This window comes from Pseudomonas sp. DCB_BI (assembly GCF_026240995.1).
In the GTDB taxonomy this organism is placed as follows: domain Bacteria; phylum Pseudomonadota; class Gammaproteobacteria; order Pseudomonadales; family Pseudomonadaceae; genus Aquipseudomonas.
This window is the reverse complement of the sequence record NZ_JAPFCG010000001.1, coordinates 134,570-155,942: the sequence shown is the minus strand read 5'-3', so window position 1 is coordinate 155,942 and position 21,373 is coordinate 134,570. Positions and strand designations below refer to the sequence as shown.

At 62.1% G+C, this 21,373-nt stretch carries 27 protein-coding genes; 15 read left to right on the top strand and 12 right to left on the bottom strand.

What is annotated here, in order from left to right; genetic code table 11:
* The first annotated feature begins 6 nt into the window (after window positions 1–6).
* A complete protein-coding gene (locus OO258_RS00720) occupies window positions 7–900 on the top strand; it encodes a ZIP family metal transporter (protein ID WP_266028468.1) in 894 nt (297 codons plus the stop codon).
* A gap of 104 nt (window positions 901–1,004) precedes the next feature.
* Here OO258_RS00720 and OO258_RS00715 read toward each other — a convergent pair whose 3' ends face one another.
* The 10 genes from OO258_RS00715 to OO258_RS00670 form a co-directional block, all read right to left on the bottom strand.
* Window positions 1,005–1,277, bottom strand: a complete 273-nt coding sequence (locus OO258_RS00715; protein WP_110744875.1) for an HPr family phosphocarrier protein — start codon at window positions 1,275–1,277, stop codon at window positions 1,005–1,007.
* Between the two features lie 18 nt (window positions 1,278–1,295).
* Window positions 1,296–2,150 carry an RNase adapter RapZ gene (rapZ, locus tag OO258_RS00710; RefSeq protein WP_266028467.1) on the bottom strand — a complete coding sequence of 285 codons (855 nt, stop codon included), beginning with the start codon at window positions 2,148–2,150 and terminating at the stop codon, window positions 1,296–1,298.
* Window positions 2,151–2,152: 2 nt separating this feature from the next.
* On the bottom strand, window positions 2,153–2,617 hold the full coding sequence (gene ptsN / locus OO258_RS00705; protein ID WP_266028465.1) for a PTS IIA-like nitrogen regulatory protein PtsN: 465 nt from the start codon (window positions 2,615–2,617) through the stop codon (window positions 2,153–2,155).
* Between the two features lie 12 nt (window positions 2,618–2,629).
* The gene (gene hpf / locus OO258_RS00700; protein ID WP_003255135.1) at window positions 2,630–2,938 is read right to left on the bottom strand and encodes a ribosome hibernation-promoting factor, HPF/YfiA family; all 309 of its coding nucleotides are present in this window, start codon (window positions 2,936–2,938) and stop codon (window positions 2,630–2,632) included.
* 79 nt (window positions 2,939–3,017) lie between these two features.
* On the bottom strand, window positions 3,018–4,511 hold the full coding sequence (locus OO258_RS00695) for an RNA polymerase factor sigma-54 (RefSeq protein WP_110744872.1): 1,494 nt from the start codon (window positions 4,509–4,511) through the stop codon (window positions 3,018–3,020).
* Between the two features lie 176 nt (window positions 4,512–4,687).
* Complete coding sequence (gene lptB / locus OO258_RS00690; protein ID WP_110744871.1) at window positions 4,688–5,413, bottom strand: LPS export ABC transporter ATP-binding protein; 726 nt, start codon at window positions 5,411–5,413, stop codon at window positions 4,688–4,690.
* Window positions 5,414–5,938, bottom strand: a complete 525-nt coding sequence (lptA, locus tag OO258_RS00685) for a lipopolysaccharide transport periplasmic protein LptA (protein WP_063911362.1) — start codon at window positions 5,936–5,938, stop codon at window positions 5,414–5,416.
* A complete protein-coding gene (lptC, locus tag OO258_RS00680; RefSeq protein WP_266028461.1) occupies window positions 5,925–6,497 on the bottom strand; it encodes an LPS export ABC transporter periplasmic protein LptC in 573 nt (190 codons plus the stop codon). The genes lptA and lptC overlap by 14 nt, the downstream gene beginning before the upstream one ends.
* A gap of 8 nt (window positions 6,498–6,505) precedes the next feature.
* Window positions 6,506–7,030, bottom strand: coding sequence for a KdsC family phosphatase (locus OO258_RS00675; protein WP_110744869.1), 525 nt, complete (start codon window positions 7,028–7,030; stop codon window positions 6,506–6,508).
* A gap of 11 nt (window positions 7,031–7,041) precedes the next feature.
* The gene (locus OO258_RS00670) at window positions 7,042–8,016 is read right to left on the bottom strand and encodes a KpsF/GutQ family sugar-phosphate isomerase (RefSeq protein ID WP_266028460.1); all 975 of its coding nucleotides are present in this window, start codon (window positions 8,014–8,016) and stop codon (window positions 7,042–7,044) included.
* A gap of 249 nt (window positions 8,017–8,265) precedes the next feature.
* Between OO258_RS00670 and OO258_RS00665 the strand changes: the two genes are divergently transcribed.
* The 10 genes from OO258_RS00665 (at window position 8,266) to hisC (ending at window position 16,187) form a co-directional block, all read left to right on the top strand.
* A complete protein-coding gene (locus OO258_RS00665) occupies window positions 8,266–9,075 on the top strand; it encodes an ATP-binding cassette domain-containing protein (RefSeq protein ID WP_110744867.1) in 810 nt (269 codons plus the stop codon).
* Entirely contained in the window at window positions 9,075–9,872 is a 798-nt protein-coding gene (gene mlaE / locus OO258_RS00660; protein ID WP_110744866.1) for a lipid asymmetry maintenance ABC transporter permease subunit MlaE, read from the top strand. Before OO258_RS00665 ends, mlaE begins: the two co-directional genes overlap by 1 nt.
* Window positions 9,872–10,357, top strand: coding sequence for an outer membrane lipid asymmetry maintenance protein MlaD (gene mlaD, locus OO258_RS00655; RefSeq protein ID WP_010952152.1), 486 nt, complete (start codon window positions 9,872–9,874; stop codon window positions 10,355–10,357). Before mlaE ends, mlaD begins: the two co-directional genes overlap by 1 nt.
* A 9-nt stretch (window positions 10,358–10,366) precedes the next feature.
* Entirely contained in the window at window positions 10,367–11,014 is a 648-nt protein-coding gene (locus tag OO258_RS00650) for an MlaC/ttg2D family ABC transporter substrate-binding protein (RefSeq protein WP_110744865.1), read from the top strand.
* On the top strand, window positions 11,011–11,313 hold the full coding sequence (locus OO258_RS00645) for an STAS domain-containing protein (protein ID WP_266028457.1): 303 nt from the start codon (window positions 11,011–11,013) through the stop codon (window positions 11,311–11,313). The genes OO258_RS00650 and OO258_RS00645 overlap by 4 nt, the downstream gene beginning before the upstream one ends.
* A gap of 117 nt (window positions 11,314–11,430) precedes the next feature.
* Window positions 11,431–11,670, top strand: coding sequence for a BolA family protein (locus tag OO258_RS00640; RefSeq protein WP_003255121.1), 240 nt, complete (start codon window positions 11,431–11,433; stop codon window positions 11,668–11,670).
* Between the two features lie 23 nt (window positions 11,671–11,693).
* Entirely contained in the window at window positions 11,694–12,959 is a 1,266-nt protein-coding gene (gene murA, locus OO258_RS00635) for a UDP-N-acetylglucosamine 1-carboxyvinyltransferase (protein WP_266028455.1), read from the top strand.
* 91 nt (window positions 12,960–13,050) lie between these two features.
* Window positions 13,051–13,686, top strand: coding sequence for an ATP phosphoribosyltransferase (gene hisG, locus OO258_RS00630; protein WP_266028454.1), 636 nt, complete (start codon window positions 13,051–13,053; stop codon window positions 13,684–13,686).
* Window positions 13,687–13,812: 126 nt separating this feature from the next.
* Window positions 13,813–15,138 (top strand): histidinol dehydrogenase, encoded by a 1,326-nt coding sequence (gene hisD / locus OO258_RS00625; protein WP_266028452.1) that lies wholly within the window; start codon window positions 13,813–13,815, stop codon window positions 15,136–15,138.
* 2 nt (window positions 15,139–15,140) lie between these two features.
* Complete coding sequence (hisC, locus tag OO258_RS00620; protein ID WP_266028451.1) at window positions 15,141–16,187, top strand: histidinol-phosphate transaminase; 1,047 nt, start codon at window positions 15,141–15,143, stop codon at window positions 16,185–16,187.
* A gap of 71 nt (window positions 16,188–16,258) precedes the next feature.
* On the opposite strand, the gene OO258_RS00615 is transcribed toward hisC, so the two are convergent.
* Complete coding sequence (locus OO258_RS00615) at window positions 16,259–17,443, bottom strand: alkaline phosphatase family protein (RefSeq protein ID WP_266028449.1); 1,185 nt, start codon at window positions 17,441–17,443, stop codon at window positions 16,259–16,261.
* A 139-nt stretch (window positions 17,444–17,582) separates the two neighbouring features.
* Here OO258_RS00615 and OO258_RS00610 point away from each other — a divergent pair, with 139 nt between their 5' ends.
* From OO258_RS00610 to OO258_RS00600, 3 genes are all read left to right on the top strand, one after another.
* Entirely contained in the window at window positions 17,583–18,233 is a 651-nt protein-coding gene (locus tag OO258_RS00610) for a FadR/GntR family transcriptional regulator (RefSeq protein ID WP_110744858.1), read from the top strand.
* A 13-nt stretch (window positions 18,234–18,246) separates the two neighbouring features.
* Entirely contained in the window at window positions 18,247–19,527 is a 1,281-nt protein-coding gene (locus OO258_RS00605) for a CynX/NimT family MFS transporter (RefSeq protein WP_266028447.1), read from the top strand.
* A gap of 133 nt (window positions 19,528–19,660) precedes the next feature.
* Window positions 19,661–20,146, top strand: a complete 486-nt coding sequence (locus OO258_RS00600) for a nuclear transport factor 2 family protein (RefSeq protein ID WP_266028445.1) — start codon at window positions 19,661–19,663, stop codon at window positions 20,144–20,146.
* On the opposite strand, the gene OO258_RS00595 is transcribed toward OO258_RS00600, so the two are convergent.
* Entirely contained in the window at window positions 20,125–20,997 is an 873-nt protein-coding gene (locus OO258_RS00595) for a hypothetical protein (RefSeq protein ID WP_266028444.1), read from the bottom strand. The genes OO258_RS00600 and OO258_RS00595 overlap by 22 nt on opposite strands.
* Before the next feature lie 82 nt (window positions 20,998–21,079).
* Here OO258_RS00595 and OO258_RS00590 point away from each other — a divergent pair, with 82 nt between their 5' ends.
* Entirely contained in the window at window positions 21,080–21,343 is a 264-nt protein-coding gene (locus tag OO258_RS00590) for a GIY-YIG nuclease family protein (protein WP_256590634.1), read from the top strand.
* The last annotated feature ends 30 nt before the right edge of the window (window positions 21,344–21,373 follow it).

Genomic DNA, 21,373 nt, shown 5'->3' with positions numbered 1-21,373 from the left:
ACCGGTATGCGCTCTGAGGTAATGTCTGTCAGCAGTGTGCGCCTGTTCCGCCTGGCGCTTGGGACTTTGCTTTTGCTGGCCGGCACCGCGCTGCTGGTAGCGCGTGGCCTTGCCTGGCTGGACCTGGAGCCACGCATGCTGCGCGCCCTGGAGGGCGGCGCAGTATGCGCACTCGGCACGGCGTTGGGCGCAGTACCGGTACTGGTCATTCGCAACATGCCGGTGGCACTGGCCGATACGCTGCTGGGCTTCGGCGCTGGCGTGATGCTGGCAGCCACCGCGTTTTCCCTGATCATCCCAGGGCTGGGCGCCGCCCAGTCCATCGGTTTCAGCCCTTGGGGGGCGGGTGGCCTGATCAGCTTTGGCTTGTTGTTCGGTGCGCTGTGCCTGTTTCTGGTTGACCTCAAGGTCTCTGGCGCTTCGCCCGAGGCGCTGGTCGGCACCGGCAACCAGCCGGTGATTGCTGCGCGTATCTGGCTGTTTGTCATTGCCATCATCGCGCACAACATCCCCGAAGGCATGGCTATCGGTGTGTCGGCCGGTGGTGGCATGGCCGATGCCGACAGCCTGGCCATGGGCATTGCCTTGCAGGATGTGCCTGAGGGGTTGGTCATTGCGCTGGTGCTGGCCGGGGCGGGCATGTCGCGCTTCAGGGCCTTCCTGATCGGCGCCGCGTCAGGCTTGGTCGAGCCGGTGGCCGCAGTGATCTGTGCCTGGCTGGTGAACATTGCCGAACTGCTACTGCCGCTGGGCCTGGCCTGCGCGGCGGGGGCGATGCTGCTGGTAGTGACTCAGGAGATCATCCCGGAGTCGCGCAGCAACGGCCATCATCGCTTGGCGAGCCTGGGGCTATGTGTTGGCTTCTGCCTGATGATGGTGATGGATACCGCGATGTCCTGATCGGTCGTCAGGACAATCGGGATGCCTGTGGGGGGCGGCTTCGCGTCGCGATTGGGGCGCACAGCGGCCCCCGGCGATCCTGAGCAGTACAGGTAAACTGCGGGTTATTCGCCTTCGTCGAAGAAGTTGTTGATCAACTCGACCAGCGCATCCATGGCATCGGTGTCCTGCTCACCCTCGGTGTGCAGGTGCACCTGGGTACCTTTGCCAGCCGCCAGCATCATCACCGCCATGATGCTCTTGCCATCCACCAGTTTGTCCGGCGCGCGGCCTACCCTTACTGTGCAAGGGAAGCGGCCGGCCACGCCGACGAACTTGGCTGCCGCCCGGGCATGCAGACCCAACTTGTTGATGATGGTGATTTCGCGGGCGGGCATGTAGGGTGGATCCTTGGGCTAGAGGTCGCGGTGGCGGACCTGGACGTTTTTCAGGGACTGTTGCAACTGTTGACCAAGGCGCTCGGTGATGTATACCGAACGGTGGTGACCGCCAGTGCAGCCAATGGCAATGGTGACGTAGGCTCGGTTGCTGGCGGCAAAGCGTGGCAACCACTTGAGCAGGTAGCTGGAGATATCGTTATACATGTCTTCGACATCCGGCTGTGCGGCCAGGTAATCGATAACCGGTTGATCGAGGCCGGAATGCTCGCGCAATTCGGGCTTCCAGTACGGGTTGGGCAGGCAACGCACATCGAACACCAGGTCAGCGTCGACCGGCATGCCGCGCTTGAAGCCGAACGACTCGACCAGAAACGCAGTGCCAGGCTCGGGCTGGTTGAGCAGGCGCAGCTTGATCGAGTCACGCAACTGGTACAGGTTCAGGTTGGTGGTGTCGATCTTGAGGTCGGCCAGGTCGGCGATCGGCCCCAGTAACTCGCTTTCTACGCGGATCGCTTCGGCGAGCGAGCGGTTGGCGTTGGTCAACGGATGGCGCCGGCGGGTTTCCGAGAAGCGCTTGAGCAGTATGTCTTCGTCGGCATCCAGATACAGCACGTCGCACTGGATGTGCCGGGCACGCGCGTCTTCAAGCAGCTCCGGGAAGCGCGTCAGGTGGCTGGGCAGGTTGCGCGCATCGATCGATACGGCCACCTTGGGTTGCAGCAGTTCAGTGTTGATCAGTGCATTTTCCGCCAACTGCGGCAGCAGCCCGGCAGGCAGGTTGTCAATGCAGTAGAAACCGTTGTCTTCCAGGACATCGAGGGCGGTGCTCTTGCCGGAGCCGGAGCGGCCGCTGACAATGATCAAGCGCATGGTCAATGCTCGTTCTGTACGTCCAGGACAACCTGGAACAGGGCCTCACTGCTGGTGGCCGCACGCAGGCGATCGCGGACCTCCTTGCGATCGAGCATGCTGGCGATCTGGCGCAGCAGTTCCAGATGCGCATCGGTGGCGGCCTCAGGCACCAGCAGGACAAACAGCAGGTCCACCGGCGCGCCATCAATGGCGTCGTAATCGATTGGGGCTTCCAGGTGCAGCAGGGCGCTGACCGGGGCGGAGCATCCTTCAAGGCGGCAGTGCGGGATGGCAATGCCGTTGCCAAAACCGGTCGAACCGAGTTTTTCCCGGGCGACCAGTTTTTCGAAGACGTCTTGCATCTCCAGTTCGGGTACTTGGCCGGCGATGACAGTGGCGACCTTTTCCAGGGCGCGCTTCTTGCTGCCGCCCGGCACGTTCACAAGCGAACGGCCGGGGGTCAGGATGGTTTCAAGTCGGATCATGGATGAGGGGGATCAGCGGGCAGCTGCACCTTGCAGCAAGCTTTGCTGTTTTTCCTTGTGTTTTTTCAGTTGGCGGTCGAGCTTGTCGGCCAAGGCGTCGATCGCTGCATACATGTCTTCGTGTTCGGCGTTGGCTACCACTTCACCGCCGGGAATCTGCAGGGTCGCCTCGACCTTCTGTTGCAGCTTCTCGACCTTCATGATGACCTGCACGTTGGTGATCTTGTCGAAGTGACTTTCCACGCGGGCGAGCTTTTCAAGCACGTAATCGCGCAGTGGCTGGGTGACTTCTACATGCTGTCCACTGATATTGACTTGCATACAGCTTCTCCTTTGTTGCCCGTGCATAAAGAGGCAGGTATTGCACCTGCCCCACAAACGCTGTGGCACATCCCAGGGGCTACATCAGTCGCTTGCGCTCGCTCGACGGTGCGATGCCGAGGGACTCGCGGTACTTGGCGACGGTGCGACGGGCTACCTGGATGCCTTGTGCCTCCAGTAAACCAGCGATCTTGCTGTCACTCAATGGCTTTTTCTGATTTTCCGCCGCAACCAGTTTCTTGATGATCGCGCGGATCGCTGTGGACGAGCATTCTCCGCCTTCTGCGGTGCTCACGTGGCTGGAGAAAAAGTATTTCAGTTCGTAGATGCCACGCGGGGTATGCATGTATTTCTGCGTGGTAACCCGCGAAATCGTCGACTCGTGCATGCCCACTGCCTCGGCGATGTCATGCAGCACCAACGGCTTCATGGCCTCGTCGCCGTGGTCGAGGAAGCCACGCTGGTGCTCGACGATTTGCGTGGCCACCTTCATCAGGGTTTCGTTGCGGCTTTGCAGGCTCTTGATGAACCAGCGCGCTTCCTGCAGCTGGTTGCGCATGAACGTGTTATCTGCGCTGGTGTCGGCTCGTCGCACGAAGCCGGCGTACTGCGGGTTGACGCGCAGGCGCGGGATGGCTTCCTGGTTCAGCTCGACCAGCCAGCGATCGCTGTCCTTGCGCACGATCACATCAGGTACCACGTATTCGGGTTCGCTGGACTCGATCTGCGAACCGGGGCGCGGGTTGAGACTTTGCACCAGCTCGATCACCTGGCGCAGCTCGTCTTCCTTGATTTTCATGCGCCGCATCAGCTGGCTGTAGTCACGGCTGCCGAGCAGATCGATGAAGTCGGTGACCAGGCGCTTGGCTTCGCTCATCCACGGGGTGTTGGCGGGCAGCTGGCGCAGTTGCAGCAGCAGGCATTCGCCCAGGTTACGCGCGCCGACGCCGGCCGGTTCAAACTGCTGGATGCGGTGAAGCACCGCTTCGACCTCGTCCAGCTCGATATCCAGCTCCGGGTCGAAGCCCGCGCAGATCTCCTCGAGGGTGTCTTCCAGGTAGCCCTGGCCGTTGATACTGTCGATCAGGGTCACGGCGATCAGCCGGTCGGTGTCGGACATCGGGGCCAGGTTCAGTTGCCACAGCAGGTGGCTTTGCAAGCTTTCGCCGGCCGATGTGCGGGTGGTGAAGTCCCACTCGTCGTCATCGTTGCTCGGCAGGCTGCTGGCACTGGTCTGGTAGATGTCTTCCCAGGCGGTGTCGACCGGAAGCTCGTTGGGGATACGCTCGCTCCACTCACCGTCTTCCAGGTTGTCGGCACTCACGGTGCTTTCCTGGAAGCTGTTGTCCTGGACTTCGGCGGCCGGCTTGTTCTCGGCGTTGTCCGCCATCGGGTCGCTATTGTCGAAGTCGTCGCCGTCTTCCTGACGTTCGAGCATCGGGTTCGACTCCAGCGCTTCCTGGATTTCCTGTTGGAGGTCCAGGGTGGATAGCTGGAGCAGGCGGATGGCCTGTTGCAACTGCGGTGTCATCGTCAGTTGCTGGCCCATTTTTAGGACGAGCGATGGTTTCATGGCTGGGGCTTAATACCTTGTTCGCCGGCGCGCATGCGCCATCCACTACACGAGGGCGCCGGGGCGCCAGATCAAGCAAGTTTTATGCCTTAAATTGTAGCGTTTGCCTAGAGTACCGTAACAACTTTAACCCGGGTCTCGGGGCTATTAGCCAGTACTCCAGGCCTGTGCCAGGGTCAGAGGCGGAACTCGTGGCCCAGGTAAACCTCTTTGACCAGATCGTTGGCCAGGATGGTTTCGGCGTCGCCTTCAGCGATCAGCCGGCCATCGTTGACGATATAGGCGGTTTCGCAGATATCCAGTGTCTCGCGCACGTTGTGGTCGGTGATCAGTACACCGATGCCCTTGGCCTTGAGGTGGTGGATGATCTGCTTGATGTCGCCGACCGAGATCGGGTCGACACCGGCAAAGGGTTCGTCCAGCAAGATGAATTTGGGCGCGGTCGCCAGTGCACGGGCAATCTCGACGCGTCGGCGTTCACCGCCGGACAGGCTCATGCCGAGGTTGTCGCGGATATGGCTGATGTGGAACTCCTGCAGCAGGCTTTCCAGCTCTTTGCGCCGGCCGTCGCGGTCGAGGTCCTTGCGGGTCTCGAGGATGGCCATGATGTTATCGGCCACCGACAGCTTGCGGAAAATCGACGCTTCCTGCGGCAGGTAGCCGATGCCGGCGCGGGCACGGCCGTGCATGGGCTGATGGCTGACATCGAGGCTATCGATCAGCACCCGGCCCTGTTCGGCCTGGACCAGCCCGACGATCATGTAGAAGCAGGTGGTCTTGCCGGCGCCGTTGGGGCCGAGCAGGCCGACGATCTGGCCGCTGTCGATTGACAGGCTGACGTCACGTACCACCTGTCGCCCCTTGTAGCTCTTGGCCAGGTGCTGGGCTTTGAGGGTTGCCATTTACTCGGCCTTCTTCTTGGGCTGGATCACCATGTCGATACGCTGACGCGGTGAGGTCACGTTGCCACCACGACCGGCGGTCGCCACCTGGGTCTGGGTGTTGTAGACGATTTTCTCGCCCTCGGTGGTGTTGCCTTCGTTTTCGACCTTGGCGCGATCGGTAAGGATCACCAGGTCTTTTTGCGACTGGTACTGGATGGTTACGCCCCAGCCTTTCATCTTGTCCGGCTTGGCCGCGCTCTGCTGCTGCTCGAAGTAGGCCAGGTTGCCCACCGAGGTCACCACGTCGATATCGCCAGAGGCGGAGCGAGTGATGGTCACGGTGTTGCCTTTGATCATCATCGAACCCTGGGTGATGATCACATCGCCGGTGTAGGTGGCCACGCCTTGCTTGTCATCCAGGTGGGCATTATCGGCCTGGATGCGAATAGGCTGGTCACGGTCATTCGGCAGGGCGAGGGCGCTCGCGCTTCCCAGTGCTGCGCTCAGGCTGAGCAAAAGGGGGAGGGTTTTAACGAGCCTCATACTGTCCTCTTACGTTAGAGAGCAAGTCCATCTTGCCTTCTTTCAAATACGCTTTCATTCCTTTGCCCGTAGTTGTGCCACCGGCGCCGTCGATTCTAACGGCTTGCTCGGTCTGCGCATATTGCTTCTGCGGGAACACGGTCATGCGTGAGCTGGTAATGATGATTTCGCGCTGTTTTTCATCAGTGCGCGCAACCCGGACGTTGTCGATCAGTTCGACCTCGGTGCCGTCCGGGTTCACCTCGGCGCGGGTGCTCTGTACGTGCCACGGGAACTCGGTACCGCGGTACAAGTGCAGGTCCGGGGTGGTCAGCAGGGTGATTTCACTGGCCTTGAGGTGTTCGACCTTGTCCGCGGTCATTTCGTACTGCAGTTTGCCATCTGGCAGGAACTGCAGGCTGTGGGCATTGATGGCGTAATAGTCGATGGCGCTTTCGTCAACCTGGGCCACTGGCTTGTCGAGGAAGCTTTCCGGGCTGACATTCCAGTAGCCAATGGCTACCAGCAGGGCGGCGATCGCCCCGAGCAGCACAATGTTTCGGGCTTTCTTGCTGAACATGGGCAGCCTTACAGGTAGTTGGCGTTGGCAGCGTCCAGGGTACCCTGGGCCTGCATGATCAGTTCGCAGAATTCACGGGCCGCGCCTTCGCCGCCCCGTGCCTGGGTCACGCCGTGGGCATGCTGGCGTACGAACGGCGCGGCATTGGCGACCGCCATGCCCAGTGCTACTCGGCGGATGACTGGCAGGTCGGGCAGGTCGTCCCCCAGGTAGGCCACTTGATCATAGCTTAGGCCCAGTTCGGCGAGCAGGCCGTCAAGCACCACCAATTTGTCCTCGCGGCCCTGGTACAGGTGCGGGATGCCGAGGTTCTTCGCCCGGCGCTCGACCACCGGGGTCTTGCGCCCGCTGATGATCGCGGTGGTCACGCCAGAATTCATGAGCATCTTGATGCCCTGGCCGTCGAGCGTGTTGAAGGTCTTGAATTCGCTGCCGTCCTCGAGGAAGTACAGGCGCCCGTCGGTGAGCACGCCGTCCACGTCGAACACTGCCAGCTTGATGCTTTTGCCGCGTTGCATGAGGTCCTGGTTCATTCCATCGCTCCTTACATCACGCCGGCGCGCAGCAGGTCGTGCATGTTCAGGGCGCCGGTCGGGCGGTCCTCGCGGTCCACCACCACCAGCGCGCCGATTTTATGGTCTTCCATGATTTTCAGGGCCTCGGCGGCGAGCATTTCGGCGCGCGCGGTTCTGCCATGAACGGTCATGACCTGGTCGATCAGGGTAGTGTGTACATCGATGTTGCGGTCCAGGCTGCGGCGCAGATCGCCGTCGGTGAAGATTCCGGCCAGCTTGCCATCGGCTTCGACGATCACGGTCATGCCCAGGCCTTTGCGGGACATTTCCAGCAGCGCGTCCTTGAGCAGGGTGCCCCGAGGTACCTGAGGCAGCTCATCGCCGGCGTGCATCACGTTTTCGACCTTCAGCAGCAGGCGGCGGCCCAGCGCACCGCCAGGGTGCGAGAAGGCGAAGTCCTCGGCCGTGAAGCCGCGGGCCTCGAGCAGGGCGATGGCCAGGCAGTCGCCCAGCACCAGCGATGCGGTGGTCGAGGAGGTGGGGGCCAGGTTCAGCGGGCAAGCCTCTTGCTCGACGCGGGCGTCAAGGTTGACCTCGGCGGCCTGGGCCAGCGGTGAAGCGGGATTGCCGGTCAGGCTGATCAGCTTGATGCCCAGGCGCTTGATCAGTGGCAGCAGGGTGACGATTTCGGCAGTGCTGCCGGAATTCGACAGGGCAAGGATGACATCGTCGCGGGTGATCATACCCATGTCACCATGGCTGGCTTCGGCCGGATGCACGAAAAACGCCGGGGTACCGGTGCTGGCCAGGGTCGCGGCGATCTTGTTGCCGATGTGCCCGGACTTGCCCATGCCGACCACGACGACCCGGCCCTTGCTGGCCAGGATCAGTTCGCAGGCCTTGACGAAATTGTCGTCGATGCGCGCCAGCAGGCCCTCTACGGCCTCGAGTTCCAGGCGCAGGGTGCGTTGGGCGGATTGGATCAGCTCGCTGGATTGGCTCATGTCGAAAAAGCAATGCCTGATGAAAAGGCGGCGATTATAGCCGCAATGTAAGAAACCCTCACGCTTTCGATTGCCACAGGTAAAACACCGACCTGCCTGTCGCGGCGCTGAACGACTCGTTGCCCGGCCTTGGGGCGGCGCTGTCAGCGGTGCTATAGTTCGCCGCTATTCGGCCTGTCAGGGGTGCGTGTGCCTTCCAGATGGAGGCCGGCGTCCATATGGACGAGGCTGCATCAGCAAGGAGTCTAGATGAGTGTGGATAGCGCCTACGCGGTCGAGTTGAAGGGTGTTACCTTCAAACGCGGTTCGCGCAGCATTTTCAGCAACGTCGACATTCGCATCCCGCGCGGCAAGGTCACCGGTATCATGGGGCCATCGGGTTGCGGCAAGACCACGTTGCTCCGCCTGATGGGCGCGCAGCTGCGCCCCTCCGGCGGTGAGGTATGGGTTGCCGGGCAGAACCTGCCGACGCTGTCGCGCAGTGACCTGTTCGACGCCCGCAAGCAAATGGGGGTGCTCTTCCAGAGCGGTGCATTGTTCACCGACCTCGATGTGTTCGAGAACGTTGCGTTCCCGTTGCGCGTGCATACGCAGCTGTCGGACGAAATGATCCGTGACATCGTGTTGATGAAGCTGCAGGCCGTGGGCCTGCGCGGTGCCATCGACCTGATGCCCGACGAGCTGTCCGGTGGCATGAAGCGCCGTGTCGCACTGGCCCGGGCGATTGCCCTGGACCCGCAGATTCTCATGTACGACGAACCGTTCGTCGGCCAGGACCCGATCGCCATGGGCGTACTGGTGCGCCTCATCCGTCTGCTCAACGATGCCCTGGGCATCACCAGCATCGTGGTTTCCCATGATCTGGCGGAAACCGCCAGTATCGCGGACTACATCTATGTGGTCGGTGATGGCCAGGTGCTGGGCCAAGGCACGCCTGACGAGCTGATGGGCTCGGACAACCCGCGGATTCGCCAGTTCATGAAAGGCGACCCGGACGGCCCGGTGCCCTTTCACTTTCCTGCGCCTGACTACCGCGCCGACCTGCTGGGGGCGCGTTGATGCGCAGAAAATCCTTACTCGAACGTGTCCGCCTGCTGGGCCGCTCGGCAATCGACGTGGTGGCGGTACTGGGGCGCTCCTGCCTGTTCCTGTTCCATGCACTGGTCGGTCGCGGCGGCATCGGCGGCGGCTTCCAGTTGCTGACCAAGCAGCTGTACTCGGTGGGCGTGCTGTCGCTGGCGATCGTCGTGGTGTCAGGCGTGTTCATCGGCATGGTGCTGGCGCTGCAGGGCTACAGCATCCTGACCAAGTACGGCTCGGAGCAGGCGGTGGGGCAGATGGTCGCCCTGACCCTGCTGCGTGAGCTTGGCCCGGTGGTGACAGCACTGCTGTTCGCCGGTCGCGCCGGTTCCGCCCTGACTGCCGAAATTGGCAACATGAAGTCCACCGAGCAGCTGTCGAGCCTGGAAATGATCGGCGTCGACCCGCTCAAGTACATCGTTGCACCACGCCTGTGGGCCGGTTTCATCTCGCTGCCGTTGCTGGCGCTGATCTTCAGCGTGGTCGGCATCTGGGGCGGGTCGTGGGTGGCAGTGGACTGGCTGGGCGTCTACGAAGGCTCGTTCTGGGCCAACATGCAGAACAGTGTTTCTTTCACCGACGACGTGCTCAACGGCTTGATCAAGAGCCTGGTATTCGCCTTCGTCACGACCTGGATCGCCGTATTCCAGGGGTACGACTGCGAGCCCACCTCAGAAGGGATCAGCCGTGCCACCACCAAGACCGTGGTCTACGCCTCGTTGGCAGTGCTGGGTCTGGACTTTATTCTGACCGCCTTGATGTTTGGAGATTTCTGATGCAAAACCGCACCCTGGAAATCGGTGTCGGCCTGTTCCTCCTGGCCGGGATCCTGGCGCTGCTGCTGCTGGCCCTGCGTGTCAGCGGGCTGTCGGCCAGCCCGAGCAGCGATACCTATAAAGTTTATGCCTACTTCGACAATATCGCCGGTTTGACGGTCAGAGCTAAAGTGACCATGGCCGGCGTGACCATCGGCAAGGTCACCGCCATCGATCTGGACCGTGATTCCTACACCGGTCGGGTGACCTTGCAGCTGGACAAGTCGGTGGACAACCTGCCGACCGACTCCACTGCCTCGATCCTGACCGCTGGTCTGCTTGGCGAGAAGTACATCGGCATCAGCGTGGGCGGTGAGGACGAAGTGCTCAAGGACGGCGCGACCATCCACGACACCCAGTCGGCACTGGTGCTGGAAGATCTGATTGGCAAGTTCCTGCTCAACTCCGTTGGCAAGGAACCGAAAGAAGCGCAACCGGCTAATTAAGGAGTTTCCATGATTTCGATCCTGCGACGTGGCCTGCTGGTTCTGCTGGCGGCCTTCCCCCTGCTGACCATGGCGGCGCAAACCCCGCACGATGTGGTTCAGGGCACCACCACTGAACTGCTCGGCGACCTCAAGGCCAACAAGGAACAGTACAAGTCCAACCCCAACGCCTTCTACGATGCGCTCAACCGCATTCTTGGCCCGGTGGTGGACGCGGACGGTATTTCCCGCAGCATCATGACCGTCAAGTACTCGCGCAAGGCTACCCCGGAGCAGATGCAGCGCTTCCAGGAAAACTTCAAGCGCAGCCTGATGCAGTTCTACGGCAACGCGCTGTTGGAGTACAACAACCAGGGCATTACCGTCGACCCGGCCAAGGCTGATGACGGCAAGCGTGCCAGCGTCGGCATGAAGGTCACCGGCAACAACGGTGCCGTATACCCGGTGCAGTACACCCTGGAAAACATCGCCGGTGAGTGGAAGGTGCGTAACGTCATCGTCAACGGCATCAATATCGGCAAGCTGTTCCGCGACCAGTTCGCCGATGCCATGCAGCGCAACGGCAACGACCTGGACAAGACCATCGACGGCTGGGCCGGCGAAGTGGCCAAGGCCAAGCAGACTGCCGACAGCTCGCCGGAGAAGACCGTCAAATGAGCGAGGCTGCCGTAAGCATGGTCGAGCCGGGCGTGTTGTGCCTGGCCGGCGTGCTGGACTTCCGCAGCGGGCCGGCCTTGCGCAAGCAAGGCAAGGCGTTGATCGCGGCTAGCCGTGACGCGCAACTGGTGCTTGATTGCACGGCAGTACAGCGCTCCACCAGTGTCGGCCTGTCGCTGCTGCTGGCGTTCATGCGTGATGCCCAGGCGGCCGGCAAGGCTTGCCAGGTGCGCGGCATGCCTGACGACATGCGTGAAATTGCCGAGGTCTATGACCTCGATGAAGTGCTGGCAACCTGATGGCCCGGCACGGATGATGGCCCCTCGGTCAGCGAAGCCCTCGTTGGGCTTCGCAGGCGAGGGGCTTTTTTGTATGATGGCCGACCCGTGCGCATCGGGCGCCGATTGAGGTTGAGCATGCAGGCCGTAGAAGTTAAAAGCTTCCTTGAAGAGAAATTGCCGGGTTCCCGGGTCGAAGTTGAAGGCGAAGGCTGCAACTTCCAGTTGAACGTGATCAGCGACGAGTTGGCTGGCCTGAGCCCGGTCAAACGCCAGCAGGCGATCTATGCTCACCTGAATCCGTGGATCGCCAATGGCAGCATCCATGCGGTAACCATGAAATTTTTCAGCAGCGCAGCCTGGGCTGAGCGCACCTGAGCCAACTTGGCGGCGAGATTCCAATGGACAAACTGATTATTACTGGCGGCGCTCGCCTTGACGGCGAGATCCGCATTTCGGGCGCGAAGAACGCAGCCCTGCCGATTCTGGCGGCGACCCTGCTGGCCGATGGCCCGGTCACCGTGGGCAACCTGCCACACCTGCACGACATCACCACCATGATCGAGCTGTTCGGGCGCATGGGCATTGAGCCGGTGATCGACGAAAAGCTGGCGGTGGAGATCGACCCGCGTACTATCAAGACCCTGGTCGCGCCTTACGAGCTGGTCAAGACCATGCGTGCCTCGATCCTGGTGCTGGGCCCGATGGTCGCTCGGTTCGGTGAGGCCGAAGTGGCCCTGCCTGGCGGTTGCGCCATTGGCTCGCGCCCGGTCGACCTGCACATCCGTGGCCTCGAAGCCATGGGCGCGAAGATTGAAGTCGAAGGCGGCTACATCAAGGCCAAGGCGCCGGAAGGTGGCCTGCGCGGTGCGCACTTCTTCTTCGATACCGTCAGCGTTACCGGTACCGAGAACATCATGATGGCCGCTGCCCTGGCCAAGGGCCGCAGCGTGCTGCAGAACGCCGCGCGCGAGCCTGAAGTGGTCGACCTGGCCAACTTCATCAACGCCATGGGCGGCAACATCCAGGGCGCTGGCACCGACACCATCATCATCGATGGCGTCGAGCGCCTGGCATCGGCCAGCTACCGCGTAATGCCTGACCGCATCGAAACCGGTACCTACCTGGTTGCCGCTGCCGTAACCGGTGGCCGCGTCAAGGTCAAGGACACCGACCCGACCATCCTTGAAGCGGTACTGGAAAAACTCAAGGAAGCCGGCGCCGACATCAACACCGGTGAAGACTGGATCGAGCTGGACATGCATGGCAAGCGGCCAAAAGCCGTCAACCTGCGCACCGCCCCGTACCCGGCATTCCCGACCGACATGCAGGCGCAGTTCATTTCGCTGAACGCCATTGCCGAGGGCACTGGTGCAGTCATCGAAACCATCTTCGAAAACCGCTTCATGCACGTGTACGAAATGCACCGCATGGGTGCGCAGATCCAGGTCGAAGGCAACACCGCCATCGTCACCGGGGTCAAGACGCTGAAGGGCGCCCCGGTGATGGCCACCGACCTGCGTGCTTCCGCCAGCCTGGTGCTGTCGGCACTGGTAGCCGAAGGCGATACCCTGATCGACCGCATCTACCACATTGACCGTGGCTACGAGTGCATCGAAGAAAAACTGCAGATGCTCGGCGCGAAAATCCGCCGCGTACCGGGCTAGTAGCCCACTGGTGCATGGACGCACCATTCGAATTGAATGCGGCCAGGTCGATGACCTGGCCGGCAGTAGCCGCTTAAGGACCGACGTTCCAATGTTGACCATCGCGCTTTCCAAAGGCCGTATTCTCGACGATACCCTGCCGTTGCTGGCCGAGGCCGGCATCGTGCCGACCGAGAACCCGGACAAGAGCCGCAAACTGATCATCCCCACCACGCAGGCCGACGTGCGCCTGCTGATCGTGCGTGCCACCGACGTGCCGACCTATGTCGAGCATGGTGCCGCCGACCTGGGTGTGGCCGGCAAGGACGTGCTGATGGAGTACGGTGGCCAGGGCCTGTATGAGCCGCTGGACCTGCAGATTGCCCAGTGCAAGCTGATGACTGCTGGTGCAGTCGGTGCTGCCGAGCCCAAGGGCCGCCTGCGGGTCGCCACCAAGTTCGTCAACGTAGCCAAGCGCTACTACGCCGAACAGGGCCGTCAGGTCGACATCATCAAGCTGTATGGCTCGATGGAACTGGCACCGCTGATCAACCTCGCCGACAAGATCATCGACGTGGTCGACACCGGCAACACCCTGCGTGCCAACGGCCTGGAGCCCCAGGAACTGATCGCCACGATCAGCTCGCGCCTGGTGGTCAACAAGGCCTCCATGAAAATGCAGCATGCCCGTATCCAGAGCCTGATCGACACCCTGCGTCAAGCGGTCGAATCGCGACACCGCGGTTGACTCCTGCGCGCGACCTTCGCTGTCGCGCCCGTCTATCCGCGTCATAGCCATTTTTCTCGGGTGCCCGCGCGGATGGACTGGTAGCCTAGGGCGCCTGAGCATTCGCTAATAATCGAGGCCCTCGCCATGACCGTGTCCACTGCAATTGCCCGTCTCAATGCTGCTGATCCGGATTTCGCCCGACATCTGGATCATCTGCTGAGCTGGGAAAGTGTGTCCGATGACGCGGTCAACCAGCGCGTGCTCGACATCATCAAGGCTGTGCGTGAGCGCGGCGACGCGGCGCTGGTGGAGTTTACCCAGCGTTTCGATGGTGTTGACGCCAAGTCGATTGACGACCTGATCCTCAAGCGCGACCGCCTGGAGCTGGCGCTGACCCGCATTACCCCGGTGCAGCGCGAAGCGCTGGAAAAAGCCGCTGAGCGTGTGCGCATCTACCACGAGCGGCAGAAGCAGGATTCCTGGCAGTACACCGAAGCCGATGGCACCGTGCTGGGGCAGAAAGTCACGCCCTTGGACCGTGCCGGTCTGTATGTGCCGGGCGGCAAGGCGTCGTACCCGTCTTCGGTGCTGATGAACGCCATCCCGGCCAAGGTGGCCGGTGTAGCTGAAGTGGTGATGGTGGTGCCGACCCCACGTGGCGAGGTCAACGAGCTGGTGCTGGCCGCTGCGTGCATTGCCGGTGTCGATCGCGTGTTCACCGTCGGTGGTGCCCAGGCCGTCGCGGCGTTGGCCTACGGCACCGAGAGCGTGCCGCAGGTGGACAAGATCGTCGGCCCGGGCAACATCTACGTTGCCACCGCCAAGCGCCACGTATTTGGCCAGGTGGGCATCGACATGATCGCCGGCCCGTCCGAAATCCTCGTGGTGTGTGACGGCCAGACCGACCCGGACTGGATCGCCATGGACCTGTTCTCCCAGGCCGAGCACGATGAAGATGCCCAGGCCATTCTGGTCAGCCCGGATGCCGCCTTCCTCGACCGTGTTGCCGCCAGCATCGACAAGCTGATGCCGACCATGGAGCGCGCCGAAATCATCGAGAAGTCGATCAATGGCCGTGGCGCCCTGATCCAGGTGCGGGACATGCAGCAGGCCATCGAGGTCGCCAACCGCATTGCGCCAGAGCACCTGGAGCTGTCGGTAGCCGACCCGCAGGCCTGGCTGCCGCAGATTCGCCACGCAGGCGCGATCTTCATGGGCCGCCACACCAGCGAAGCGCTGGGCGATTACTGCGCCGGTCCTAACCACGTACTGCCAACGTCCGGCACCGCGCGTTTCTCGTCGCCGCTGGGGGTGTATGACTTCCAGAAGCGTTCTTCGATCATCTTCTGCTCCGAACAAGGTGCGTCCGAGCTGGGCCACACTGCTTCGGTCCTGGCCCGTGGCGAGTCGCTGACCGCCCACGCCCGCAGCGCTGAATACCGTATCCTGGCCCAAGAGAAGGGGAACTGAGCATGAGTCGATTCTGGAGCCCCTTCGTCAAGGGTCTGGTGCCATACGTGCCGGGCGAGCAGCCCAAGCTGGCACGGTTGGTCAAGTTGAACACCAACGAAAACCCCTACGGCCCTTCGCCCAAGGCGCTGGAGGCCATGCGCGGCGAGCTCAACGATAACCTGCGGCTGTATCCGGACCCGAATGGTGACCGGCTTAAGCAGGCCGTGGCCGAATACTACGGTGTGACCACCGCGCAGGTGTTTGTCGGCAATGGCTCGGACGAGGTGCTGGCGCACATCTTCCACGGCCTGTTCCAGCACGATGCACCCCTGCTGTTCCCGGACATCAGCTACAGCTTCTATCCGGTCTACTGTGGGCTGTATGGCATCGCCTTCGAACAAGTAGCGCTGGACGAGCAGTTCCAGATCCGCATCGAAGACTACAACAAGCCCAATGCCGGCATCATTTTCCCCAACCCCAATGCACCCACCGGCTGCTTGATGCCGCTGCAGGCAGTGGAACAGTTGCTGCAGGCCAACCGTGATTCGGTGGTGGTGGTGGATGAAGCCTACATCGATTTCGGTGGCGAAACCGCCATCAGCCTGGTTGACCGCTATGACAACCTGCTGGTTACCCAGACCCTGTCGAAGTCGCGCTCGCTGGCTGGCTTGCGGGTAGGCCTGGCAGTGGGGCATCCGGACCTGATCGAGGCGCTGGAGCGGATCAAGAACAGCTTCAACTCGTACCCGCTGGACCGTGCGGCAATCGTCGGTGCGGCAGTGGCGTTCGAAGACCGCGCTTACTTCGAGGAAACCTGCCGCAAGGTGATCGACAGCCGCGAGCTGTTGGTAGCCCAGTTGCAGGCCAAGGGCTTTGAAGTGCTGCCATCGGCTGCCAACTTCATCTTTGCTCGCCACCCGCAACAGGATGCCGCCGAGCTGGCAGCGCGCCTGCGCGAGCAGGGTGTGATCGTGCGGCACTTCAAACAGGCGCGGATCGCCCAGTTCCTGCGCATTACCATCGGCACGCCAGAGATGAACCAGGCGCTGCTTGATGCGTTGAACTGACCGGCATCGCTTTCTGCTGTTACGTGGCCCTTTAGCGGTATAAGGCTGCTCCAGCAGAAAGCGCGTCCTGCTTAATAGCTGATCTCTTCTATGGCAAACGTCTTGGCCGCCGGCCTGTTGCGCACCGCCACCGGTGTGCCGTCCAGCACCAGCGCATAGTCGTTCTGCTGCCCCATGCCTTCAGGGTCGGTCCATTGCTCGGCCCTGGCTGCTACTTGGGCAACCACATGCCCATTCTTCAGTATCGTCAGGTAGCCATTGGCATCGCTGTTCCAGCGCAGTCGCCCTTTGTGCTCATCAGCCCGCGCCTTGCGCACGCCCGTATCACCGAGCAAGGGCGTGCCGTCCAATAGCCACTCCGGCTGCAACCTCAGGCCCATATGGCGTAACACAGTGGGCGCCACCGAGGTCTGCGCGGGAAGGCCGTACAGGTTGTCGGGCCCTGGCATTTCCGCGGGCACGCTCAGTTCGGTCAGTTCCTGATTCAGCGGTTTGTTGCTGGCGATGAAGATGCTTTTTTCCTGCTCCGAAGCGCTGCCGTGGCCTTTGCCCCAATAATCGCGACCGTGATCGGTGCTGACGATCACCAGCCAGTCTTCCTGCGGGAACATGTGACGTCGCTGGTCTACCTTGTCCAGCAGCCGACCGAGCTCGCTGTCAACCTTGCGCAATGCCTGTTGGTAACGCTCGCCGTACCCCTGGTTGTGGCCCACCTGGTCCGGCTCGTCCAGTTGAACGAAGGTGAAGTCTGCGGGCGTATCGGTGAGTATCTGCAAGGTGCGATCGATCACCTGTGCATCCGTCAAACCACTTTCGCGCACGTCGGCGCCGTGGGCGTCTTCCAGCAGGAACGCTGTGTTGATGGGGTGCCAGTTGACGATGCTGGAGAGGTAAGCGTTGGGCAAGGCCAGGCGCAACCGCTTGAACAGGCTGGGAAATGCCGGGTTCACCCGCAGGGACTCGGCGTCCGAGTCGACGCCATGTTTGTTGCTCCAGACGCCTGTCAGCAGGGTGACCCAACCGGGGCCGCTCAAGGTGGGTTGCTCACTGGCTTTGCCGTTCACGCCCCCGGCGTAGGCCCTGCCATGGTACAGCCGTTGCGTCAGGTTCGTGGCGTCGCCCAGCTGCAGATATTCCTGCAGCTGCACGCCGTCCAGGCCGATGAACAATGCCTTTGGCCGGCTGGGTTGGCGGCTCGGCTCACAGCCAGGCAGCAGGGTCAGGAACAGCATTAGCAGCAGGCTTGCCAGTCGCATGTTGGTATCTTCCTGGGAGTACCCGGCGAGCGTTGCAATTCGCCTTCTCCTGCACAACTGGCAGAAATACCAGGCGGTTTGCGCTGTTAACCGCTATCCAGTACCCTGAGCGAATTCATCGGATGATTGGTTGAATGGCATGACTAGTGAGTTGACCAAGCGTTCCTTGGTCGAACTGGCGGTGGAGCGCATGCGCGAGCGTATCGTGCTGGGCCACTGGCAGGTCGGCCAGCGTCTGCCGACCGAACCTGAACTCGCCCAGCAGCTGGGCATCAGCCGTAATACCGTGCGTGAGGCCATGCGCGTGCTGGCTTTCAGTGGCCTGGTCGAAATCCGCCAAGGCGATGGCAGTTACCTGCGCACGGCCCAGGATCCGTTGCAGGCGGTGCAGGCAATGTCCCGCTGCACAGCTGAGCAGGCCCGCGAAACCCGGCATATCCTCGAAGCCGAGGCCATTGGCTTGGCAGCGGTGCGGCGCACCGAGGCTGACCTGCAGGCGCTACGCGAGGCCCTGGCCGGCAGTGCCGGGCACTTTCACGGGGATGTCGATACCTATGTGGCCTGCGACCTGGTGTTCCACCAACGGTTGGTCGATGCCGCCCACAACCCGGCGTTAAGCGAGTTGTATCGCTACTTTTCCGGGGTGGTGGCTGCCGCGCTGCAACACAACATGGCCACCGTGCCACGCTGCCAGGCCACGTTCGACCTGCATGGGCAGATCCTCGACGCCATCGAGCAACGAGACGCGGAGCGGGCCAAGCGCCTGAGCCGTACCCTCATCGAATCCTGAACCCGAGAAGGCCATGGCTGAATCCATCACCCGCAACACCCCGCCGAACCCGCGGGACCTCGAAGAATTGCTGATCGACGCCGAGGCTGACGACGAGCAGGTTCAGCAGCAGCCCGCGCTGCCAAGGCGGCCCTGGTTGCTGCTGCTGGGCCTGGTGCTGGTGGCGCTTAACCTGCGCCCGGCGCTGTCGAGCATGGCGCCGGTGCTGGGCCAGGTCTCCGATGGCCTGGGGCTAAATGCCTCGCAAGCGGGCTTGCTGACCACCTTGCCGGTGCTCTGCCTGGGCTTGTTTGCACCGCTGGCGCCTGTGTTGGCGCGGCGCTTTGGCAGCGAGCGGGTGATTCTCGGCATCCTCCTGACGCTGGCGCTGGGTATTCTGGTGCGAAGCACCTTCGGCGCCATTGGGGTGTTTTTCGGCAGCCTGATGGCGGGTGCCAGCATCGGTATTATCGGTGTGCTATTACCCGGGATCGTCAAACGCGACTTCCCGCAGCATGCGGGTACGTTAACCGGTGTGTACACCATGGCCTTGTGCCTGGGCGCGGCCATGGCGGCAGGTGCCACCGTGCCTTTGGCCCAGCATTTCGCTGGCAGTTGGGCGCTGGGCCTGGGCTTCTGGGTACTGCCGGCCTTGCTGGCCATGCTGGTGTGGCTGCCCCAGGCGCGCCAGGGGCATGGCCTGCACAAGGTGGCTTATCGCGTGCGTGGCCTGTGGCGCGATCCGCTGGCCTGGCAGGTTACCCTGTACATGGGCTTGCAGTCGTCGCTGGCCTACATCGTCTTTGGTTGGTTGCCCTCGATCCTGATCGGCCGTGGCCTGAGCCCGACCGAGGCAGGGCTGGTGCTATCGGGGTCGGTGATCGTGCAACTAATCAGCTCGCTCAGCGCGCCCTGGCTGGCCACCCGCGGCAATGACCAGCGCCTGGCGATCGTGCTGGTCATGCTGATCACCCTGGCGGGGTTGTTCGGCTGCCTGTATGCGCCGCTTTCCGGACTGTGGGGGTGGGCGGTGGTGTTGGGCCTGGGGCAGGGCGGTACCTTCGCCTTGGCGCTGACCTTGATCGTGTTGCGCTCGAAGGACGCCCACGTTGCCGCGAACCTGTCGAGCATGGCCCAGGGCGTAGGTTACACGCTGGCGTCGATGGGGCCGTTTGCAGTGGGGTTGGTGCATGACCTGACCGGGGGATGGGCGGCGCTGGGCTGGATCTTTGCTGTGCTTGGGATAGGCGCCATTGTGTTCGGGTTGGGGGCTGGACGGGCGCTGCATGTGCAGGTGAGCAGCGAAAAAGTCTGAGAAAGACGTTGGCTGTGCCAGCTTGTCCGCGGTTGCATCGAGGCACCGAATCGCCGCGAACAGGCCGGCACTGGCGTAAGCCTGCGGTGCAGATTATCGTGCTGCTTTCGACCACAGGACGGACTATCCCCACATGAGCGACGCCAACCGCGACCTGATCACACGCTTCTACCAAGCCTTCCAGCGCCTGGATGCCGAGGCGATGATCGCCTGCTACAGCGACGACATCGTCTTCAGCGACCCGGTTTTCGGCACCCTGCGTGGCCGGGACGCTGGCGACATGTGGCGGATGCTCACCAGCCGAGCCAAGAACTTCACCCTGACCTACGACAGTGTCCGTGCCGATGAGCGTGGTGGGGGCGCGCACTGGGTGGCGACTTACCTGTTCAGCCAGACTGGCCGAGTGGTGGTCAATGACATTCAGGCGCGCTTTGTGATTCGCGATGGGCTGATCTGCCAGCACGACGACACTTTCGACCTGTGGCGCTGGTCGCGGCAGGCGTTGGGTGTGCCTGGCGTACTGCTAGGCTGGTCGCCAATGTTGCAGAACAAGGTACGCAAGCAAGCGTTCAACGGCCTGCGGGCGTACCAGCATGCTCAAGGCGCAGGTACGGCCTGATCCCCCTCGTGGTAACTGAACCGGGCATTTTCCTGCAGGTTGTCCGGTAGTCGAATGCGGATGACCGGAATGAAAGTGCCATTGGTGTTGTGCCAGTCCTGCTGGTCTGCCTGTGCCTGCTGCAATGCGCCATGCTCCCCTTCGATATGGAAGAAAGATTGAATCGGCAGCTTCTCGGCGTTTGCTTCATCCCAGGTGCCGATCACAATCTCGTTCCACGGGAATGGCATGTGCTGGGCATACAGCTGTTTGGCGCGTACGCTTTGATAGAAGGCGTCGGCCCGTTCCGGGACTCGGGCCCGCCGGACATCAAACGCACACTGGCGTTTGTAGTCACCGCTTTCGCTGAACCGGGCCATCCAGTCTTCGGCGGTGAGCACGCCTTGCTCGTGGCAGGCGGCTTCCACTTCAGCGGATTGCCGATTGTCGCCGCAGCCCCGTGTATCGCGCTCCCACGAGTCGCCGTCAGTTGGCCAGGCGCAGAGCATTTCATACCACAGCGAGCCCTTTGGGCGCTGCAACAGAGGGTACAGGGTGAAGCCGCTGCGGCCGTCGGCAGCCAACCGCGTTGTGGGAATATCGCTACGCAAGTACGAGAATGAAACGCCGCCCTTGTCCTTGCTGTTCTGGCTATGATGCCAGGTGTGGTAATGCGGCGAAGGCTTGGTTGATCTGAGCAGCACACCCGAACAGGCGTGGGCCGGTACGGCATTGCCCGCGCATTGCGCCGGGGTGGCGTTGTAGTTGTTCTGCATCTGTTCGGCGGTTCGTGCGCCAATCGAGGCCTGGGCGCTGAACGCAGCCGCAAGCAACACTGCACCCAGACCGGTGCGGGTATATGAGTCGAGCATGATGAAGCCCTCAATGAGTGGGCTCACCAAACTAATGATGGAAAGAGCAGGCGTCGTGAGTGAACAAGTTCCGGATCAGGCAATGAAACCCTGGTATGTCTACCTGGTTCGGGCAGCCAATGGCTCGTTGTACTGCGGTATCAGCGATGACCCGCAGCGGCGTTTCCTGGCGCATCAGAAAGGGCAAGGCGCCCGTTACTTCAAGACCAGCCCGGCGCAGGCGCTGGTCTATGTGGAGCAATGGCCGGACAAGGGCGAGGCATTGCGCCAGGAGCGGCTGGTAAAGCGGCTGCGCAAGTCGGCGAAGGAGGCGCTGGTGGCGTCTTATCTCATCGGCTCGGCTTGAGATGGCCTGGGCTACGAAGCAGCCCCGGTA

What these genes read in the sequence shown, in the direction of transcription:
- OO258_RS00720 (WP_266028468.1), top strand. Translation starts at nt 7, where the DNA reads ATGCGCTCTGAGGTAATGTCTGTCAGCAGTGTGCGCCTGTTCCGCCTG.
- OO258_RS00715 (WP_110744875.1), bottom strand. Translation starts at nt 1,277, where the DNA reads ATGCCCGCCCGCGAAATCACCATCATCAACAAGTTGGGTCTGCATGCC.
- rapZ (WP_266028467.1), bottom strand. Translation starts at nt 2,150, where the DNA reads ATGCGCTTGATCATTGTCAGCGGCCGCTCCGGCTCCGGCAAGAGCACC.
- ptsN (WP_266028465.1), bottom strand. Translation starts at nt 2,617, where the DNA reads ATGATCCGACTTGAAACCATCCTGACCCCCGGCCGTTCGCTTGTGAAC.
- hpf (WP_003255135.1), bottom strand. Translation starts at nt 2,938, where the DNA reads ATGCAAGTCAATATCAGTGGACAGCATGTAGAAGTCACCCAGCCACTG.
- OO258_RS00695 (WP_110744872.1), bottom strand. Translation starts at nt 4,511, where the DNA reads ATGAAACCATCGCTCGTCCTAAAAATGGGCCAGCAACTGACGATGACA.
- lptB (WP_110744871.1), bottom strand. Translation starts at nt 5,413, where the DNA reads ATGGCAACCCTCAAAGCCCAGCACCTGGCCAAGAGCTACAAGGGGCGA.
- lptA (WP_063911362.1), bottom strand. Translation starts at nt 5,938, where the DNA reads ATGAGGCTCGTTAAAACCCTCCCCCTTTTGCTCAGCCTGAGCGCAGCA.
- lptC (WP_266028461.1), bottom strand. Translation starts at nt 6,497, where the DNA reads ATGTTCAGCAAGAAAGCCCGAAACATTGTGCTGCTCGGGGCGATCGCC.
- OO258_RS00675 (WP_110744869.1), bottom strand. Translation starts at nt 7,030, where the DNA reads ATGAACCAGGACCTCATGCAACGCGGCAAAAGCATCAAGCTGGCAGTG.
- OO258_RS00670 (WP_266028460.1), bottom strand. Translation starts at nt 8,016, where the DNA reads ATGAGCCAATCCAGCGAGCTGATCCAATCCGCCCAACGCACCCTGCGC.
- OO258_RS00665 (WP_110744867.1), top strand. Translation starts at nt 8,266, where the DNA reads ATGAGTGTGGATAGCGCCTACGCGGTCGAGTTGAAGGGTGTTACCTTC.
- mlaE (WP_110744866.1), top strand. Translation starts at nt 9,075, where the DNA reads ATGCGCAGAAAATCCTTACTCGAACGTGTCCGCCTGCTGGGCCGCTCG.
- mlaD (WP_010952152.1), top strand. Translation starts at nt 9,872, where the DNA reads ATGCAAAACCGCACCCTGGAAATCGGTGTCGGCCTGTTCCTCCTGGCC.
- OO258_RS00650 (WP_110744865.1), top strand. Translation starts at nt 10,367, where the DNA reads ATGATTTCGATCCTGCGACGTGGCCTGCTGGTTCTGCTGGCGGCCTTC.
- OO258_RS00645 (WP_266028457.1), top strand. Translation starts at nt 11,011, where the DNA reads ATGAGCGAGGCTGCCGTAAGCATGGTCGAGCCGGGCGTGTTGTGCCTG.
- OO258_RS00640 (WP_003255121.1), top strand. Translation starts at nt 11,431, where the DNA reads ATGCAGGCCGTAGAAGTTAAAAGCTTCCTTGAAGAGAAATTGCCGGGT.
- murA (WP_266028455.1), top strand. Translation starts at nt 11,694, where the DNA reads ATGGACAAACTGATTATTACTGGCGGCGCTCGCCTTGACGGCGAGATC.
- hisG (WP_266028454.1), top strand. Translation starts at nt 13,051, where the DNA reads ATGTTGACCATCGCGCTTTCCAAAGGCCGTATTCTCGACGATACCCTG.
- hisD (WP_266028452.1), top strand. Translation starts at nt 13,813, where the DNA reads ATGACCGTGTCCACTGCAATTGCCCGTCTCAATGCTGCTGATCCGGAT.
- hisC (WP_266028451.1), top strand. Translation starts at nt 15,141, where the DNA reads ATGAGTCGATTCTGGAGCCCCTTCGTCAAGGGTCTGGTGCCATACGTG.
- OO258_RS00615 (WP_266028449.1), bottom strand. Translation starts at nt 17,443, where the DNA reads ATGCGACTGGCAAGCCTGCTGCTAATGCTGTTCCTGACCCTGCTGCCT.
- OO258_RS00610 (WP_110744858.1), top strand. Translation starts at nt 17,583, where the DNA reads ATGACTAGTGAGTTGACCAAGCGTTCCTTGGTCGAACTGGCGGTGGAG.
- OO258_RS00605 (WP_266028447.1), top strand. Translation starts at nt 18,247, where the DNA reads ATGGCTGAATCCATCACCCGCAACACCCCGCCGAACCCGCGGGACCTC.
- OO258_RS00600 (WP_266028445.1), top strand. Translation starts at nt 19,661, where the DNA reads ATGAGCGACGCCAACCGCGACCTGATCACACGCTTCTACCAAGCCTTC.
- OO258_RS00595 (WP_266028444.1), bottom strand. Translation starts at nt 20,997, where the DNA reads ATGCTCGACTCATATACCCGCACCGGTCTGGGTGCAGTGTTGCTTGCG.
- OO258_RS00590 (WP_256590634.1), top strand. Translation starts at nt 21,080, where the DNA reads ATGAAACCCTGGTATGTCTACCTGGTTCGGGCAGCCAATGGCTCGTTG.